The organism is Ruegeria sp. AL7 (assembly GCF_056536105.1).
The window spans coordinates 3,012,693-3,028,396 of sequence record NZ_JBQFJF010000001.1 but is presented as its reverse complement, the minus strand read 5'-3'; the positions used below and the strand labels follow the sequence as shown (position 1 = coordinate 3,028,396).

14 protein-coding genes are annotated in these 15,704 nt (G+C 57.6%); 5 read left to right on the top strand and 9 right to left on the bottom strand.

Annotated features, from left to right (window positions below):
- Window positions 1–93 precede the first annotated feature (93 nt).
- Both ACR3E2_RS15165 and ACR3E2_RS15160 read right to left on the bottom strand, forming a co-directional pair.
- Entirely contained in the window at window positions 94–855 is a 762-nt protein-coding gene (locus ACR3E2_RS15165; protein WP_480482987.1) for an ABC transporter permease, read from the bottom strand.
- Window positions 852–1,781: an ABC transporter ATP-binding protein gene (locus ACR3E2_RS15160; protein WP_480482986.1), complete on the bottom strand. Its 930-nt coding sequence runs from the start codon at window positions 1,779–1,781 to the stop codon at window positions 852–854. The genes ACR3E2_RS15165 and ACR3E2_RS15160 overlap by 4 nt, the downstream gene beginning before the upstream one ends.
- 170 nt (window positions 1,782–1,951) lie before the next feature.
- Here ACR3E2_RS15160 and ACR3E2_RS15155 point away from each other — a divergent pair, with 170 nt between their 5' ends.
- Window positions 1,952–3,040, top strand: a complete 1,089-nt coding sequence (locus ACR3E2_RS15155) for a CaiB/BaiF CoA transferase family protein (protein WP_480482984.1) — start codon at window positions 1,952–1,954, stop codon at window positions 3,038–3,040.
- An 81-nt stretch (window positions 3,041–3,121) separates the two neighbouring features.
- Here the strand turns inward: ACR3E2_RS15155 and hemE are convergent, their stop codons facing one another.
- The gene (hemE, locus tag ACR3E2_RS15150; RefSeq protein WP_480482982.1) at window positions 3,122–4,156 is read right to left on the bottom strand and encodes a uroporphyrinogen decarboxylase; all 1,035 of its coding nucleotides are present in this window, start codon (window positions 4,154–4,156) and stop codon (window positions 3,122–3,124) included.
- Window positions 4,157–4,262: 106 nt separating this feature from the next.
- Here hemE and hemC point away from each other — a divergent pair, with 106 nt between their 5' ends.
- Window positions 4,263–5,228 carry a hydroxymethylbilane synthase gene (gene hemC / locus ACR3E2_RS15145; protein WP_480482980.1) on the top strand — a complete coding sequence of 322 codons (966 nt, stop codon included), beginning with the start codon at window positions 4,263–4,265 and terminating at the stop codon, window positions 5,226–5,228.
- Between the two features lie 223 nt (window positions 5,229–5,451).
- On the opposite strand, the gene ACR3E2_RS15140 is transcribed toward hemC, so the two are convergent.
- Genes ACR3E2_RS15140 through ACR3E2_RS15115 form a run of 6 tightly spaced genes read right to left on the bottom strand, consistent with a single transcriptional unit; the run spans window position 5,452 to window position 13,038 of the window.
- Window positions 5,452–6,723, bottom strand: coding sequence for an aspartate aminotransferase family protein (locus tag ACR3E2_RS15140; RefSeq protein ID WP_480482978.1), 1,272 nt, complete (start codon window positions 6,721–6,723; stop codon window positions 5,452–5,454).
- Between the two features lies 1 nt (window position 6,724).
- The gene (locus ACR3E2_RS15135) at window positions 6,725–7,828 is read right to left on the bottom strand and encodes a mandelate racemase/muconate lactonizing enzyme family protein (RefSeq protein WP_480482976.1); all 1,104 of its coding nucleotides are present in this window, start codon (window positions 7,826–7,828) and stop codon (window positions 6,725–6,727) included.
- Complete coding sequence (locus tag ACR3E2_RS15130; protein WP_480482974.1) at window positions 7,825–8,931, bottom strand: mandelate racemase/muconate lactonizing enzyme family protein; 1,107 nt, start codon at window positions 8,929–8,931, stop codon at window positions 7,825–7,827. The genes ACR3E2_RS15135 and ACR3E2_RS15130 overlap by 4 nt, the downstream gene beginning before the upstream one ends.
- Window positions 8,928–9,506, bottom strand: a complete 579-nt coding sequence (locus ACR3E2_RS15125; RefSeq protein WP_480482972.1) for a dimethylsulfonioproprionate lyase family protein — start codon at window positions 9,504–9,506, stop codon at window positions 8,928–8,930. Before ACR3E2_RS15125 ends, ACR3E2_RS15130 begins: the two co-directional genes overlap by 4 nt.
- A complete protein-coding gene (locus ACR3E2_RS15120) occupies window positions 9,503–10,585 on the bottom strand; it encodes an alcohol dehydrogenase family protein (protein WP_480482970.1) in 1,083 nt (360 codons plus the stop codon). The genes ACR3E2_RS15125 and ACR3E2_RS15120 overlap by 4 nt, the downstream gene beginning before the upstream one ends.
- On the bottom strand, window positions 10,585–13,038 hold the full coding sequence (locus ACR3E2_RS15115) for an FAD-dependent oxidoreductase (protein WP_480482968.1): 2,454 nt from the start codon (window positions 13,036–13,038) through the stop codon (window positions 10,585–10,587). Before ACR3E2_RS15115 ends, ACR3E2_RS15120 begins: the two co-directional genes overlap by 1 nt.
- Window positions 13,039–13,106: 68 nt before the next feature.
- On the opposite strand from ACR3E2_RS15115, the gene ACR3E2_RS15110 reads away from it, so the two are divergent.
- The 3 genes from ACR3E2_RS15110 to ACR3E2_RS15100 all read left to right on the top strand — a co-directional run bounded on the left by ACR3E2_RS15110 (window position 13,107) and on the right by ACR3E2_RS15100 (window position 15,700).
- Window positions 13,107–13,994 (top strand): MurR/RpiR family transcriptional regulator, encoded by an 888-nt coding sequence (locus ACR3E2_RS15110; RefSeq protein ID WP_480482966.1) that lies wholly within the window; start codon window positions 13,107–13,109, stop codon window positions 13,992–13,994.
- Window positions 13,991–15,079 carry an aromatic ring-hydroxylating oxygenase subunit alpha gene (locus ACR3E2_RS15105; protein ID WP_480482964.1) on the top strand — a complete coding sequence of 363 codons (1,089 nt, stop codon included), beginning with the start codon at window positions 13,991–13,993 and terminating at the stop codon, window positions 15,077–15,079. Before ACR3E2_RS15110 ends, ACR3E2_RS15105 begins: the two co-directional genes overlap by 4 nt.
- A gap of 237 nt (window positions 15,080–15,316) precedes the next feature.
- Window positions 15,317–15,700 (top strand): carboxymuconolactone decarboxylase family protein, encoded by a 384-nt coding sequence (locus ACR3E2_RS15100; protein ID WP_480482962.1) that lies wholly within the window; start codon window positions 15,317–15,319, stop codon window positions 15,698–15,700.
- Window positions 15,701–15,704: the final 4 nt, after the last annotated feature.

Below are 15,704 nucleotides of genomic sequence, written 5' to 3'. Positions count from 1 at the left end.
CCAACCCGTAAACAAGGGACTCTTCGAACCTTGAACGCGACGTGAACCAGATTCACACACTCGATGGGCAAAAATGCAACGCACCGGCGTGGGTTAGCTGCGAATGCGCCAGCCAGTTTTGAAGATCCAGCCAATGACCGCCAGACACACCCCAGTAAAGGCTATGATGGCCAGCAAACTCATGGCGATGGGCACATCCGCAAGCCCGAAAAACGACCAGCGAAACCCCGAAATCAGATAGACGACCGGATTGAACAACGTGATCGTCTGCCACAGAGGCGGCAGCATCGAGATTGAATAAAACGTACCGCCAAGGAAGATAAGCGGCGTGACCACAAGCTGCGGCACCAATGACATCTGTTCAAAATTACTGGCCCATATCCCGATGATAAAACCCAGCAACGAGAAGCTGAGACATGACAGGATCAAGAACGCCGCCATGGCAAAGGGATGTTCGATCCGTATGTCGACGAAAAAGGTCGACGTGGCCAGAATGACCAACCCCACGAACAGCGCTTTGGTGGCCGCCGCACCGACATACCCAATCACGATTTCGATAAAATTCACCGGCGCCGACAACAGCTCGTAGATGGTGCCCAGAAACTTTGGGAAATAAATTCCGAATGACGCGTTCGAGATCGAAAGCATCACCACAGACAGCATGATCAAGCCCGGGACGATGAACGCGCCGTAGGATACACCCTCGACCTCCTGAATTCGACTGCCGATGGCGGTGCCAAATACCACGAAATACAGCGAAGTGGAAAGAACCGGTGACAGGAAGCTTTGCGCCAGGGTGCGAAAGAAGCGGGCCATTTCGAACCGGTAGATTGCAGCGATTGCGGTCCAGTTCATGCCGCCTCTCCGGATACCAGGTTTACAAATATCTCTTCCAGGCTCGATTGCCGTGTCTGCACATCGCGCAACACCAGCCCGGCCTGCGACACGTCATTCAACAGGGTCGTTATCCCCGTGCGATCCGCATGGGTATCGTAGGTATAGATCAGGCTATCCCCCGCGCCGTTGAGGGTCAGATTGTGGCTGGCCAAATCATCGGGAATCCTGGCGATTGGCTCAGTCAGCATGACGACAATCTGCTTTTTGCCCATCTGCGCCATAAGCGTGTCTTTATCCTGCACCAAAAGCAACTCACCCTTGTCAATAACGCCGACGCGATCCGCGATGGCTTCGGCCTCTTCGATATAGTGGGTGGTCAGAATGATGGTGACACCGTCCCGTTTTAGCTCGGCCACGATTTCCCACATATCCTTGCGCAGCTCGACATCCACACCCGCCGTCGGTTCATCCAGAAACAAAACACGTGGTTCATGCGCCAAGGCCTTGGCGATCAGCACGCGGCGTTTCATGCCACCCGACAACTCCTTGATTGCGTTCTTGCGCTTTTCCCACAGCGAAAGCTTGCGCAGAATGTCCTCGATCCGGGCGTTGTCTTTGCCCAGACCAAACAATCCGCGTGACAGCCGAACTGTGTTCCAGACCTTTTCAAACGGTTCCAGCGCGATTTCTTGCGGGACAAGCCCGATCATTCTGCGCGCTGCGCGATAGTCCGATTGAATGTCGTGCCCGCCGACTGAAACCGTGCCGGATGTTGGCGTGGTTATACCGCAGATCGTCGAGATCAGAGTGGTTTTTCCCGCCCCATTCGGCCCCAGAAGCGCAAGAATTTCGCCTTCTTCAATGTCCAGAGACACACCTTTCAGCGCCTCGAACCCATCGGCGTAGGATTTGCGCAGATTTCTGATGGATAAAATGGTCGTCATATCCGCTCCCCGTTCTGGCCCAGACCCTATCGCCCCGAACACAGGGATAACAGGCCCATTCCGCACCATGTGATGAACAACTGCCAAAAGGAAGACCGCCCGCGCCAGCAATCATCCGGCTTGCAATCCCGACACCAGCCAGCAAACTCTGCCGGAAACGGAGGGCCCTGATGCTGAACGGAATACGTGTTGTCGAACTCGAAGGTCTGGGCCCCGGCCCGTTTAGTGCCATGTTACTGGCAGATCTGGGCGCTGACGTGATTACAATCCACCGCAAAGGGGGCGCCGCAACACCGGGTATGCCGGAACGTTCCCTGTTGGACCGGGGCAAAAGATCCATCGCACTTGATCTGAAGACCGCCAATGATCTGGATACCGCGCTTCGCCTGATCGACACAGCCGATGCGCTGATCGAAGGATTCCGCCCCGGTGTGATGGAAAAACTGGGGCTCGGCCCGGATACCTGCCTGACCCGCAATCCAAAACTGGTCTATGGGCGCATGACGGGCTGGGGGCAGGATAGCCCGCTGGCCGACACGGCTGGGCATGACCTGAATTACATCGCCCTGTCCGGGGCGCTCTGGTATGCATCACGTCCCGGCCAAGAACCGCAGACCCCGCCAACTTTGGTGGGTGATATCGGCGGTGGGGCCATGTATCTTGTGGCAGGCGTTCTGGCAGGGCTCATCAATGCGCAACGCACCGGTGTAGGTACCGTCGTTGACGCGGCAATCTATGACGGCTCGGCCCATATGATGAACCTATTGATGACAATGCGCCAAACCGGCAACCTGTCTGAAACCCGGGGTCAAAGCCTGTTGGACGGTCCCCACTGGAGCAGCACCTACGCCTGCGCCTGCGGTGGTTTTATTTCCGTTCAATGCCTCGAACCAAAATTCTACATGCAATTTCTGAACTTACTGGGCCTCACAAACGATACCGAGTTTCAGCGGCAATACGACCGAGATCTGTGGCCTTCGCTTTCACGCCGTCTAACCGACATCTTCGCCAGTCAACCGCGCGACCATTGGGAGGCCCTGTTTCGCGGAACAGATGCCTGCGTTGCTCCTGTTCTCAGCCCGGACGAAGCCCGCTCACACCCGATGAACACCCATCGCAACTGCTGGCAGGATTTTGACGGCGCATTTCAGGCCGCCGCCGCCCCACGGTTTTCAGGTCATGACTGGACCCCGAAACCCAGTCCCATACGCGGCGAGCATACCAAGGACATCCTCGCAGAGCTCGACAGCCTGAGCTGATCCGCACTTCATCTGGCGCAAAATATCCCGGGGGATGAATTGGCCGCAGGCCAAGAAGGGGGCTGGCCCCCTTTAATCTGACTACCGCCCGCGCACCGTATCGATCATCAACTGAACATTCTCAGGATCGGCATCCGGCGTGATCCCATGACCCAGGTTGAAGATGTGTGGCCCGTTCGAGAACGCCTCGACAATCCGCCGCGTCTCTTCCACCAGAGCCTGTCCACCGGTCACCATATGCGACGAGGCCAGGTTTCCCTGTACACAACCATCAATCTGTACATGTCTGGCGGCCCAATCGGGCGACACCGAGTTGTCCAGCGCGACGCAATCCACGCCAGTCGTCTTGGCAAATCCAATATACCCCTCCCCCGCCTCGCGCGGGAAACCAATCACCGGAATGCCGGGATGACGCTCCTTGATGGCCTGCGTAATCACACGGCATGGTTCCACAGCGTATCTGCGAAACGCCTCACCTTTCAGGGAACCCGCCCAGCTGTCGAAAATCTTGACCACCTCAGCCCCGGCGTCGATCTGAGCCGACAGATACTCGATTGTTGCGGCCGTGATGCGATCCAGCAGCGCCTCGAATAAAACAGTATCGCTTTCTCGCAGAGCGTGAGCTGGTCCCTGATCGGGTGTTCCACGCCCGGCGATCATGTAGGTCGCGACTGTCCAGGGCGCGCCGGCAAACCCGATCAACGCGGTCTCAGACGGCAATTCTCGCGACAGGATCCGAACCGTTTCATAAACGGGCGACAATGTCTCATGAATCGCGTCAACCGGTTTCAGCGCATCAAACTCCGCTTGCCGCGTGATGGTCGATAAACGTGGGCCTTCACCGGTCACGAACCATAAATCCGCACCCAGCGCCTGCGGTACCAGCAGGATATCGGCAAACAGGATCGCAGCATCAAACCCATAGCGCCGGATTGGCTGCAATGTGACTTCGGCGGCCAGTTCCGGGTTATAGCATAATGACAGAAAATCCCCAGCCTGGGCACGGGTAGCCCGGTATTCCGGCAGATACCGACCCGCCTGGCGCATCATCCAGATTGGCGGCACATCCTGTACTTCGCCCGCCAGCGCCCTCAGCAGTTTCTTTGTCTCGGCCATATTCGCCCCCAGTCTTCCGGTTTTGGCAACGGGTCGTCCTTCGGCGGCAATTTGTCAAGCTCAGCCCCCATTGTCAGGGCAATGTGACGCGACTAAAGCTGTGCACATGACTTTGACCCTGCCCACCCCCGCATCGCCCCTCAGAATCGGCACTCGTGGTTCGCCGCTGGCTCTGGCTCAGGCCTATGAAACGCGCCAACGTCTGAGCGATGCCTTCGATCTACCCGAAGCGGCCTTTGAAATCGTCGTGATCAAGACAACTGGCGACAATCGCGCTATGATCGATGCAGATCGTCCCCTGAAGGAAATCGGCAACAAGGGCCTGTTCACCAAGGAAATCGAAGAGGCGATGTTGCGCGCCGAAATCGATATCGCCGTGCATTCAACGAAAGACATGCCTGTTGAGCAGCCCGAAGGGCTGGTTCTGGACACATTCCTTCCGCGCGAGGATGTGCGTGACGCTTTCATCTCGCCGCGCCTTAACTCGATCCACGATCTGCCTGAAGGGGCCGTCGTGGGCACCTCGTCTTTGCGGCGCCGGGCACAGCTGCTGAACCGGCGGCCGGATCTGAAAGTGGTCGAGTTTCGCGGGAACGTGCAGACGCGGCTGAAAAAGCTGGAAGCCAGGGTCGCGGATTGCACTTTTCTGGCCATGGCTGGCATTCGCCGTCTGGGCATGGACGAGATTCCAGCCAGCGCCATTTCTCCGGATGACATGCTGCCCGCGATTGCACAGGGTACCATTGGCATCGAACGGCGTAGCAACGATATACGCGCGGCTGAAATGCTTGAAGCGATTCATCACGCGGAAACAGGATGGCGGCTGGCCGCCGAACGCACCTTGCTGGCCGCGCTGGACGGGTCTTGCGAAACTCCGATCGCTGGCCTGGCGGAACTGGACGGAGACAACTTAAGGCTGCGCGGCGAAGTCCTGCGCCCAGATGGGTCGGACACCGTGAACAGAGAAGTGACCGGTTCTGTCAAAGACGGGCCAGAAATGGCCCGCACGATGGCAGCGGAACTGTTGGAACAGGCGGGTCCAGGTTTTTTTGATTGGAAAAATTCAAATTAATTTAAGGCAGTGTGAACTTGATCACTGTGACCGCCGAGATTCTCGGGCATTAAAGTGACATACCGATGAGGAAGTCGGGTCAGTCTCGAAAGTATCGAAAAGTTTTCAGATTGCCGGTGATTTAATCAGTATTCGAGGGGGCGAGGCTGACCCCCGACTTCCAAAGGTAGCGGGTCGCTGTTGAACTCAACAGCGACCCGTTTACGTTGTATACATCCAACCTTCAGGAAATGGCATCAACCGCGTGACGGACGGCGATGCGTGTCTGTTCCAGATCCGCATCGGTGATCGCCAGCGACGGATAAAGCTTGCCCGGAGACTTGAAGATTCCATGGGCGCGCAGCACCGCATTATAAGTGGCGTTACGCTGTGGATCATCATGGTTTGCGCTGCGATAGTCACGACATTCGGCGTTGGTGAAATAGATGTCAAACAAAGTCTCGTCACCGCATATCCGATGCGCAATACCCGCTTCATTCAAGGCGTCCGTCTGAATCTGCTGCAAGTGTTTTCCAATTGCGCGCAAACGCTCGTACGCGCTATCACGCCGCAGAATCTCCATCGTCTTCAGCCCAGCGGCCGAGGCGACCGGATTCCCTGATAGGGTCCCCAACTGCATCAGCCAACCTTCTTCCCCGACCTTCGATTTATCGAAATGCTTCATGATCTCGACGCTGGCACCGAGCGCAGCCAGAGGGAAGCCACCGCCCGTGATCTTACCCAGAGTGCAGATATCCGGTGTGACCCCGTATCGTTCCTGCGCCCCGCCATAAGCCAGCCGAAATCCGGTGACGATCTCATCAAAGATCAGCAACACACCACGTTGATCACACAGGGTTCGAAGGCCCTGCAAATATCCCGGCATTGGCGGAATGATCCGTTGCAAAGGCTCGACCATAATCGCGGCAACATCGTCATTTTCCTCCAGCAAAGCAGCGACGGCTTCCAGATCGTTAAAGGGCGCGATCAGCATCTGCTCGGCCACGCTGTCGGGGATACCGGCGCTGTCGGGAACAGCCTGCGGGAAATTAACTCTGCGGCTTGGGGCAAGGCTCATCTGCGCCTCGGCGCTCATACCGTGGTAACCGCCTTCAAACTTCAGGATCTTGCTGCGCCCGGTATAAGCCCGCGCCAGGCGAATCGCATACATGTCGGCTTCGCCTCCCGACGCGACAAAGCGCACCTGCTCGCAGCAGGGAACGGCGTCGATGATGGCCTCGGCCAATTCGATGCCCTTGCTGTTGTTTGCAAAAAACGTCATCCCTTTTGGCAACTGTTCCAATACGGCTTCCATCACCTCGGGGTGGCCATGGCCCAGCAGCATCGGACCCGACCCTATCAGGTAATCGACATATTCGTTGCCGTCCTCGTCCCAGACACGGCTGCCTTCACCACGGGCGATGATGATGCCCGGATCGAAGTTGCCGAAACCGCCAGCTGGAAGAACCTCTTTTGCGCGTGCTATCCACTCGGACTGTGTCTGGATCTTCAGCATCTCAATCAATCTCCAAAATCGGGGTGCCAAGAATTTCGAGGTCAGGGGTCACACCTAATCCCGGACCTTCGGGCGGAGCAATCCGGCCGTTTTCACGGTTTGGTGCATCAGGACACAGACGCGGGGCCACGTACGACGACAAGTCACACGTGTTCATCAGGGAGCTCTTCGGCGTCGACGCCGCAAAGTGGAGTGAAGCCGCGGTAATAATATCAGACCCCCATGTGCATTCCGCGCAAATCTCGGCGCCCAGATGCACGGTCAGGTCCCGCGCACGACGCATTGCCGACAATCCGCCGAATTTTGAAAGTTTAAGCGCCACCGCATCCATGCACCCGAGGTCATGCGCACGCATCAGCGAGGCAAGATCAAAGGCACTCTCGTCGATTTTCATCGGAAGACCGGTAGCCTGACGGACAGCGGCACAGTCCTCCAGCGTTTTGCAGGGCTGTTCCAACATCACGTCCAGATGTGCCACCGCACGCCCGGTACGGGTCGCCTGCAATCGCGATGCTCCACAATTCCAGTCACCGTAAACCAATGGCCCGGTTCCCACGGCTTCGCGCACTTTGATCAACCGTTCGGCATCCGCCTGCCAATCGCCCTCGACGCCCAGCTTAACCTGAAACTGGCGGATACCAGTTTGAAAAGCGGATTTAGCAATGCGCGCCATCTCGTCCGGCGCAATGCAAGTGATTGAATGATAGAGCGGCATATCCGCCTGCGCTCGCCCACCCAACACCGCATAAACCGGCATCCCTGCCGCCTGACCGAACAGGTCCCAAAGCGCGATATCGACGATCGATTTCGCGTATTGATGCCCTTGCAGAAACCCGTCCAGCTTGCGCATGGGGGCGTCTGCACCAAATGGGGTAATCCCGAGGATTTCAGGCGCCATCTCAGCAATGGCACCCGGCACCCCATCCGCATAGGCCGGCAGGTAATGCGGGATCGGGCAAACCTCACCCCACCCCCTGTGACCGGTGTCCGTTTCAAGGCTCAGGACATGGGATTTCACAGTGGCGCAGGTCTTACCTTCAGCCATATGGTACGTTTCGTGACTTGTCAGATCAACAGACCAGAGCGTTATCTTGTTGATTTTCATTCATATACCCCCACCGGATCGCCCAGCGCGCTTTCATCTGGGTGCACTCCAAGCCCCGGCATTTCGGGTAAATGCAGGTGACCATCAACATTCCGGGGCCCACGCCCCCCGGCAATATCGACCGTGATCATGTCCTGACAGGCCCATACGGCAAGGCAGTTGTCATCCGGGATGGTCGCGGCCAGATGCAATGCTTCGGTATCGGCCAGAACCGTACCGCCTGTGGCCATTACAAACATGTCTATCCTATGGGCCAGCGCGATATCCCGCATGCGTGCAGCCTTGGTCAGCCCGCCGACGCGGTTCAACTTGATCCCGAAAATCTGAGCCAGACCATCGCGGGCAATACGGGCCGCATCCTGCAAAGTCACGAGGCTTTCGTCCACTGAAACGGGTGACGGGTGAAGCCCCGAGATTGCAGCAATGTCATCCAGCGTCTCACAAGGTTGTTCGAACATGACATTCAGGTCCGCGCAGGTGCTCATCACACGCAACGCTTGCTGACGCGTCCAGCCACGATTGACATCATAAAGAACGATCTCGCCGGGTCGCCGAATACTCTCGACATCGCGAACACGCGCGATGTCCCGTTCAACGTCACCACCGATCTTCACGGAATGGGCGATGTAGCCCCGCTGGCGGTACCGCTCTATGACCGCGCGCGTTTCGTCGACGGATTTCGCCCCGACCGAGGACGCTATCGGGCGCGGTGTCCGCGATCCACCCCCCATCAGATCGGCAATCGGCACACCCGCCGCCTGACCCGCGATATCCCAGCAGGCCATATCAATTGGGCTTTTGGCATAAAGGTGCCCGGGCAAGGCAAGATCCATCACCCGTTCCACATCCAGAACCCGCCGCGGATCCAGGCCCAGAATGAACGGCGCTATCGTTTCAATTCCGGCGCGGATACCCGGACCATGCGCGGGCACATAGGTATGGCCCCATGGGGTCCCTTCACCCCAGCCAACAAACCCCGCATCGGTTTCGATTTTCACGACTGTCGCGTCAAGCGTTTCGAATTTCAGCCGCCCGCCCGACAACCAATATGGATGCTCCAGTGGGAGGTCGACGTGAAATACTGTGATAGATTTGATCTTCATGCGATATCCATCCGGGGCAGATCACCCATGCCTTCACCGCGCCACAGAACATAAGTCAGGATCTGCTGATCTGTGGTGACCATGGCATGACTTTGCCAGCTTGCGTGCAAGCGTGTTTGATTGGCTCCAAGATATGTTTCGTCCCCATCGACCTTGAACAACGCACCTCCGCCAAGAACGAGGTAGAGTTCTTCGGCCTGATGGCTGTGCCAATCGTAATTCAGGCCAGCCCCCCAATATGCGATGTAGCCACGCAGCAGGGTCGAGTGAAAATGTCCGGTAGGACCGAACAGCTCATAATAGCCGTATCGATTCAGGAAATCCGCACCAACTTCGTCTTCGGTGTAGGTATGTTTCCAATGTGCCAGATGCGCCGTCGCTTTGACCGCCGCGATCAAGTCACGGGTTGGCGTGTCTTCAACAAGATCGAAGGCTGCCACCAGCCTCGTTGCGGGAATGGGTGCGGCATCCAACCCCGTCGGGGTCAGATCACCCGGCCAAGGCGCGAACGCAGCAAGGCCCGGATGCGCATGGTGCATTTGCCGGGCAGCTTCGAGAACATCGTCAAGCGTCATGGCATCACCACGATGTTGCCGGTGTGCTCTTTCGCGATGAACGCGGCTTGTGCTTCTCGGAGATCCTCCAGCGCGTATGTCGCGGCAAGCGCTGGCTTGATCTCACCAGCCTCGATGTATGTTACGAGGTTCTTCATGACCTGAGGGTCAATGACGGTCGAACCGGTGAAGGTCAGGTCGCGCAGGTAGAATGTGCGCAGATCAAGTTCGACGATCGGGCCTGCAATTGCGCCCGAACAGGTATAGCGGCCACCCCGTTCCAATATGTCGATCAGGTTCGGCCAGTATGGTCCGCCCACGACATCTGCGACCACACTGATCTTTTCCACGCCCAGCGCCTCGCGCAGGTTCGCAGGAGCGCGTGGCAGAATGACGTTAGGGCCAAGTCTGGCCACGTCCGCGTGTTTGGATTCGGATGCCATCGCGATCACCCGTGCGCCGCGCCGTTTGGCCAGTTGCACAAGCGCGCCGCCCACACCGCCGGAAGCACCTGGAACCAAAACCGTATCCTCGCCGGTCACATTGGCACGGGTCAACATGCCTTCGGCGGTGGAGTAAGAGCAGGAAAAAGTTGCCAGTTCAGCATCCGTCAGGTCCGAGGTGATTGCCACAGCATTCACCGCCAGAGTTGTCGCGTATTCGGCAAAACCGCCATCCCGTTCCGAGCCGAAATAGCCAGTCTTGTCCATATTGTCGGGTTCCACCGGATCGCGCAACCAGCCATCCGTGATGACACGCTCGCCGATACGCCCACGATCAACACCTTCGCCGACGGCAACGATATATCCGCAGATATCGGCCCCTTGAATTCGCGGGAAGGTGATCGGATTACCGCCCCAGGTGGGATCATCTTCACCAACCTGTTCAAACGCGCCACCGGTCGTCGCGGCCGTGACCGTCTTGGAGTACCAACCCGACCGCGTATTGACGTCTGTATTGTTCAGCCCACATGCCGCAACCTTGATCAGCACTTCGCCCTTCGCAGGTTCAGGGCGCGGCCAGTTATCGTGCCGAACTATCTGCTCTAACCCTCCATGGCCCATCGTGACCATGGCTTTCATTGTGGCGGGCAGGCTCATCAGGCGGTCTCCACTAATGCGTCTGTGCGGGGCAGCAGGCTGTCTGGATCGTAGGCGGGCTTATCCAGTACTCGGGCCGAACGCGGCTTGCCGTGAATCACGACCTCCAACTCGGTTCCCGCTTTTGCTGCTTCGGATTTGATGTATGCAAAGGCCAATATCTTACCTACCGTGTGGCCGAATACGACCGAAGCTGTCGAGCCTATGACACGCCCGTCCAGCGTCACCGCCTCGCCTCCATGGCCATCAATTTCGCCATCCGGCTCGACTTGCAGATAGGCACATACCCATGGCAGATCGGTGTTCAACGTCTTGTCCTTGCCCAGGTAGCCCTTGTCCGTACGGGCAAAGCGCAGCACATCAGCTTCTGCCAGCGTGACTTCGTTTGTCAGCTCGCCTGCCCCTTTGAAGCCCTTCTCCATCCGCATCACGTTCATGGCGAAACTGCCATAGTCCGCGATGCCATACACCTCGCCCGCAGCCCATAGCGCATTGTAGACATCAAGGCAGGCAGCGTTAGGCATATGCAGTTCCCAACCCAGTTCGCCCGCATAAGATATGCGAAACGCCCAGAGTTTATGACCGGCAATGGTGACCTCTTGCGCCGACAGCCAGCGGAACCCGGCATTGCTCAGATCGGTATCCGTACAGCGCGCCAGAACTTCGCGTGATCTGGGGCCGTTCAGCGACAAGGCCGACCATTCTGACGACAGCGCGTTGATCTGCACATCTTCACCCTTGCGATGATGCGCCAGATGATCAAGCAAGCGCTGTTCGAAGAACGCTGCACAGACCAGATAGAAGCGGTCTTCGGCCATGCGGACAATCGTTGTCTCCAACTCGATCCGGCCACGGCGGTTCAACATATGGGTCAGCGTGATCGAGCCAACCTTTTGCGGCATCCTGTTAGCAGTCAACCGATCCAGCAGAGTATAAGCATCGGGCCCCGATACTTCGACTTTGGTGAAGGCGGTGACATCCATGATGCCGACACGTTCGCGCACTGCCTTGACCTCGGCCGCAACCATGTCGTCGGCAGGGGTGCGGCGGAAGGAATAGTGATCGCGTTGTTCCACGCCGTCCCGGGCGAACCAGCGGGGGCGTTCGAAGCCATAGACCTCTTCATGTACCGCGCCCTTGGATTTCAGCAATTCGTACAGTGGCGACGGCTTGATCGGACGCCCTGCAAGCCGATTGAAGTGTGGAAACGGGATTTCGTGCCGCAAGCAGTAATCTTCTTCCGCCTTGATCACTTGCCAGTCTTTGGTGGCATAGCTGCCAAAGCGGCGCGGATCGAAATCCCGCATCGAGATATCGGCAGCCCCATGCACCATCCAGCGCGCCAGTTCTCGGGTCAGACCCGGGCCCCAGCCGATCCCGATCTGCGTCCCGCAACAGCACCAGTAATTCCGCACACCCGGCGCAGGACCGATCAGGGGGTTGCCGTCCGGCGGGTGCGAAATCGCCCCATGCACATCGCGTTGAATACCCAGTTCCGCAAAGATCGGCATCCGGTTCAGGCTTTCCTCAAGCCATGGCATTACCCGGTCATAATCCGCGTCGAACAACCAGTTCTCATACTCCCAAGGGCAGTGATCATGCCAGACCGAGTTCGGATTCTCTTTCTCGTATATTCCGATCAGGCCGCGCTGCTGCTCCATCCGGATATAGCCCGAGACTTTGCGGTCATCGCGGATCACCGGCAGTTCCTTGTCCAAGTTCTGGAATTCGGGCACTGGCTCAGTCACGAAATAATGGTGCGTCATTGACGTCATGGGCAGTTGCAGCCCGGACCATTCGCCCATCTGGCGCGCGTAGGTGCCGCCCGCGTTCACCACATGCTCACAGATGATGGTGCCCTGTTCGGTCTCAACAATCCATTCGCCGTTTGCGCCCTGCGTGATGTTCGTCGCCCGGCAGCTGCGGAAGATGCGCACGCCCTTCTGGCGTGCCCCGGCGGCCATCGCCATGGTCACATTGGTCGGGTCCACATGCCCGTCATCCGGTGTATGCAGCGCGCCCAGAACACCTTCGAGGTTATAAAACGGATGCAGTTCAGCCACCTTCTCGGGACCGACAAGTTCGATATTGAAACCCAGCGACCGGCCCACCGACAGGGTATGGCGCAGCCAATCCATCTCATCCTCGGTATATGCGAGACGGAACGAGCCGCAGCCATGCCATGTGACAGGCTGACCTGTCTCGGCCTCAAGCAGGCCGGAATACAAACTGATGTTGTAATCGACGCATTTGCCCAGACCAAAGCTTGAGGTTGAATGCGTAATCTGCCCTGCCGCATGCCATGTACTGCCGCTGGTCAGCTCGGCCTTTTCCAGCAGAACAGTCTCTTCGCCCCAGCCTTCATGGGCCAGATGGTAGGCCAGACCAACGCCCATGACGCCGCCTCCGACGATGACCACGCGTGCGTGTGACGGCAGTTCATTCCCGGACATGATTTTTCCTCTTCCCGAGTCGCTTTTCTGCTCGACAGGCTAATTCCACATTTGTACCATCGTCAATCATGAATGACACAAATGTATCATCAACTGTTCTGGACCGCCTGACCGAAGAGTGGGACGCCCTGACCCCTGAGGCGCAGAAAGCCGCGCGTTACGTTCTGGAGAACCCTACGGATGTAGGGGTCTCAACCGTGCGCGAAATTGCCGAGGCGGCAAAGGTCAAACCCAACACATTCGTGCGCATGGCACGGCAAGTGGGGTTTGAAGGGTACGAAGATTTTCGCGAACCCTTTCGCGACGCGATCCGAAAAGGGCGCGTGTCGTTTCCAGACCGCGCCAGATGGCTTCAGGACATCGGCAAGTCCGGTGAATTGGGCGGGCTGTATGCCGATATGATCGGCGCCGCGATCCGGAATATCGAGGAAACATTTGCAGGGATCGACGCGAACCGCCTGAAATCTGCTGCCGAAGCCATCTGGAATTCTCGCCAGATTTTCACACTCGGCGTAGGCGTCAACAACTCCAACGCACGCAACTTTACCTATCTGGCTTCGACCGGGATGAAGCAGTTTCATGCAATCCCCCGCCCCGGTTCAACCCCAATGGACGATCTGGCCTGGGCCGATGAGCAGGACGTGCTGATTGCGATCACCTGTCATCCCTACCGCACCGAAGTGATCGAGGCGGTCAAACAGGCACGTCAGCAGGGCCTGACTGTCATAGGTATCTCGGACAGTCCGGCCAGCCCTGTAATCCGGAACGCCAATCACGGGTTTGTCGTCGCAGCAGATACCCCACAGTTTTTCCCGTCATCCGTTTCGACCATCGCGCTGCTGGAAACGCTGCTGTCTTTCGTGATCGCGGTATCCAGCGACGAGATCGTCGAACGGGTCGAACGTTTCCATCGTCGTCGCCATCAGCTTGGCATCTATGCGGAGGAACCCGAATGAACGCACCGCTGACCCACTCACTGGACGCGCGATATTATACCGACCCCGCCATTTTCGAGAAGGAGATGCAGGGGCTTTTGGCCCGAACATGGCAGTTCGCAGGCCATGTCGCGCAGGTTCGGGAAACAGGAGATTACTTTGCCTTCGAGATTGCCGGGCAAAGCCTGTTTTGCATTCGCGGGCGCGATGGCGAAATTCGCACTTTCTATAACGTCTGCCAGCACCGTGCGCATGAAATGGTCTCGGGCGCAGGAAACACCCGCGTTGTCGTCTGTCCCTATCACGCGTGGACCTATGAATTGTCAGGTCAGTTGCGCGCGGGTCCAAATATCAAATCCGTCCCCGGATTTGACCGCAGTGCGATCTGCCTGACGGCGGTCCGGACCGAAATCTTCAATGGGTTTATCTTCGTCAATCTCGACGACAAGGCAGCGCCGATGGATGACTGGTATCCCGGAGTACGGCAGGAAATCCGTGCATTCGTCCCGCATATCGACGAACTCGAGCCGCTGGAGTGGGTCGAGATTCCGGAACACTGCAACTGGAAGGTCAGCGTCGAGAATTATTCGGAATGCTATCACTGTCCGAGCAACCACCCGACTTTCGCTGAAGGTGTCGTCAAGCCCGAAACCTACGACATCCAACCCGATGCAGGCGGCGGTTTCGTGCTGCGCCACACGACCGAATGTCAGAGCCTCGACAAGATGACTTACCCAATCGACCTGTCGGTGCCTCATGCGGGCGATTACCAGTCTTGGTTCCTGTGGCCTATGTTTTCGTTCCAGTGCTACCCGGGCAATGTGCTGAACACATATCACTGGCACGCAAGTGACACGGATCACTGCACCGTCTGGCGCGGTTGGTACACTGAAGGTGGTTCGGAAAGCGCGGTGATCCGGCAACTGGCCGTTCAGGACAGGGAAACAACGGTCGAAGAAGACATCCGGCTTGTGGAATCCGTCCATCGCGGCCTCAGATCTCGCGGTTACCGCCCCGGCCCGCTGGTGCTGGATCCGGGTTGCGGTGTGATGTCCGAACACTCAATCGCCAAGTTGCAACAATGGATGCGCGAGGCCGTGGAATGAAACCCGCCCTTGGCAGACATAACCTGTTTGCCCTGCCCTTGAGCGGATAGATCAACCACGCTGATGCTCAAGGAATGGCACCCTTGCGAAATCGACCGGCCCTGGCCTAAAGCCACGCAGGTATAACGACATAGTGGACCAGCCACACCGGTTAAAACAGATGCACCAGTTGATAATTTCGCACTACGATCCTGCATACAAACACCGCCTGACACGCTGACAAACCGGAGACCCACAATGGCCGACTTATTTGACGAAGACCTGTTCCTGAAAGGGTTGGAACAACGGAAGAATACACTGGGCGCGGACTATGTGGAAAAGAACCTTGCAGCAGCAGATGATTTCACCCGCCCGTTTCAGGAAGCCATGACCGCCTGGTGCTGGGGTTTTGGCTGGGGGGATGACGTGATCGACGCAAAAACGCGGTCGATGATGAACCTGTCCATGATCGGAGCACTGGGAAAGATGCATGAATGGGAAATCCACTGCCGGGGTGCCATCACCAACGGGGTGACCAAAGAAGAAATACGCGCCATCATCCACGTGGTCGGGATTTATTGCGGCGTTCCGCAGGCGTTGGAGTGTTTCCGCGTCGCCCGCAAAGTGCTGGACGACAATTAGACGC